The organism is Caballeronia sp., from assembly GCF_049581465.1.
Classification (GTDB): domain Bacteria; phylum Pseudomonadota; class Gammaproteobacteria; order Burkholderiales; family Burkholderiaceae; genus Caballeronia.
Genome location: NZ_JBAUSA010000843.1, coordinates 1 through 2,149 on the forward strand (window position 1 = coordinate 1; position 2,149 = coordinate 2,149).

Annotated in this window: 4 protein-coding genes; all 4 read left to right on the forward strand. The window is 60.6% G+C overall.

Annotation, left to right across the window (positions count from 1 at the left end; translation table 11 throughout):
- On the forward strand, positions 1–635 hold a 635-nt coding region (locus WCA53_RS20680), incomplete at its 5' end, for an AMP-binding enzyme (RefSeq protein WP_423915024.1).
- Between the two features lie 11 nt (positions 636–646).
- Positions 647–1,450 carry an enoyl-CoA hydratase gene (locus WCA53_RS20685; RefSeq protein WP_423915026.1) on the forward strand — a complete coding sequence of 268 codons (804 nt, stop codon included), beginning with the start codon at positions 647–649 and terminating at the stop codon, positions 1,448–1,450.
- Between the two features lie 128 nt (positions 1,451–1,578).
- Positions 1,579–1,818: a DUF2442 domain-containing protein gene (locus WCA53_RS20690; protein WP_423915028.1), complete on the forward strand. Its 240-nt coding sequence runs from the start codon at positions 1,579–1,581 to the stop codon at positions 1,816–1,818.
- A gap of 137 nt (positions 1,819–1,955) precedes the next feature.
- Positions 1,956–2,149, forward strand: a 194-nt coding sequence (locus WCA53_RS20695) for a hypothetical protein (protein ID WP_423915030.1), incomplete at its 3' end; no start/stop codon positions are given.

The following is a 2,149-nucleotide window of genomic DNA, read 5'->3' on the forward strand; positions in this document are numbered from 1 at the left end:
CGGCAACCGTGTGCGCGCAGCAGGCTTCCTGGAGCACGCTCGATGCGGGCGAACGCGCACGCCTGAATGCCCGGCAAGGTGTGCGTTATCACCTGCAGGACGCGGTGTCGGTGCGCGATTCAGTCACGATGCAGGAAGTGCAGGCGGACGGCGAGACGATGGGCGAGATCATGTTTCGCGGCAACATCACGATGAAGGGCTACCTGAAGAACCCGGCCGCGACGCGGGAGGCGTTTCGCGGGGGCTGGTTCCACACGGGGGACCTTGCGGTGGCCAATCCGGACGGCTATGTCCGCATCAAGGACCGCAGCAAGGACATCATCATTTCGGGCGGCGAGAATATTTCAAGCATCGAAATCGAAGACGTGCTGTATCGCCATCCGGCGGTACTCGCGGTAGCCGTCGTTGCGAAGCCCGATCCCCGCTGGGGCGAGACGCCCTGCGCATTCGTCGAGTTGAAGGTGGGCGCAAGGGTGAGCGCTGGCGAACTGGTCGAATATTGCAAATCCCAACTCGCGGGTTTCAAGGTGCCACGCGCGGTGGAGTTCTGCGAGTTGCCGAAGACATCGACCGGCAAGATACAGAAATTCGAGTTGCGTAAGCGAGCCAGGTCGGTCGCAGCGATCGACGTGTGACGGAGGCAAGCATGAGCGAAAGCACAAATCCAGATGCACTAGTGGTCGTCGAGCAGGACGTCTATGGCGTCCCCGGCGCGGTGCGCATCATGATCAATCGGCCCAGCGCATTCAACGCATTGTCGGAAGCCTTGCTTGAGGCATTGCAGCGCAGTCTGGACGAGGTCGCCGCGTCGCCTGCGCGCGTGGTCATTCTCGCGGGCGCGGGGCGCGCGTTTTGCGCAGGCCACGACCTGAAGGAGATGCGCGCTGTACCGTCGTTGGCCTACTACCGGGCACTCTTTGCGCGCTGCTCGAAGATGATGCTGACGATCCAGCGCATGCCGCAGCCCGTGATTGCACGCGTGCACGGGATCGCGACTGCGGCGGGCTGTCAATTGGTCGCGATGTGCGACCTCGCGGTGGCGGCAAGCGACGCTCGCTTCGCCGTATCGGGTGTCAATCTGGGATTGTTCTGCGCGACGCCGAGCGTGCCGCTCTCGCGCAATCTGTCGCGCAAGGCCGCATTCGAAATGCTCGTGACCGGAGACTTTATCGATGCGCAAACCGCGCGCGAACGCGGACTCGTGAATCGAGTTGCCGCGCCCGAACAGCTGGACGACGCGGTTCGCTCGCTTGCGGCGAGTATCAGCGAAAAGCCGCGCGTGGCAATCGCCGCCGGCAAAGGCCTCTTCTATCAGCAACTGGAGATGGGCATTGAGGCGGCGTACCAGTTAGCCGGCGACACAATGGCCTGCAACATGCTTGACGATGCGGCTCTCGAAGGCACCGCGGCGTTCATTCAGAAGCGTGCGCCCCGATGGCGCGAGACGTGAGCCCGCACGCGCTATGGCGCAACGTCTAAATCAAAGGGACCGAGCGCGGACCTTGAGTTCGCAATCTTTCTTGCGCGCGACTCCGGGGCGGCCTATCTTATAAGGTGAATCCCGATCAGGAGACGGCTATGGAAGGCGCTGCGGTGGACGTGCGCTTCGACAGCGCGCATCTGTTTCTCGACCTGTCAGACGGTCGAGCAGTTCAATTCCCGCTCAACTGGTTTCCTGTCCTTCAGGCAGCCACGTCAGCGGAGCGTGAACACTTTGCCATATCGATAGACCGCGAACAATTGTTCTGGCCCGAACTGGACGAGGACATGAGTGTCACCGCGCTGCTTCTGTCCTTGCCGGATAGTTCCCTTCATTAAGTTTGCAAGGGGCAGCTTTTCAACTCAAGCCTCAATCCGGGATTGAGTGACACGCAACGGTATCAGATCAGCCTGTGATAGGGAGTCTGGTGCGTTTGCGGATCGTTTGCCAATTCGACTGTGACTGGGCGTTTCTCATGGGCAATCATTTTGTTGACGAGGCCCCAATGAGTTCATCGCTATCGCGCCTGCGTGTTTGTGACCCGTTTTACGTCGCAGCGGGTGCCTCTGACCCTTTGAATGGCTACCGGCTGGTATGCGTTGAAAATTTTGTCGGAGAGTCGGTTCTTTTTTGTTTCGACCGAGTCGCCGTGCTCGCACCGCCTGTCTC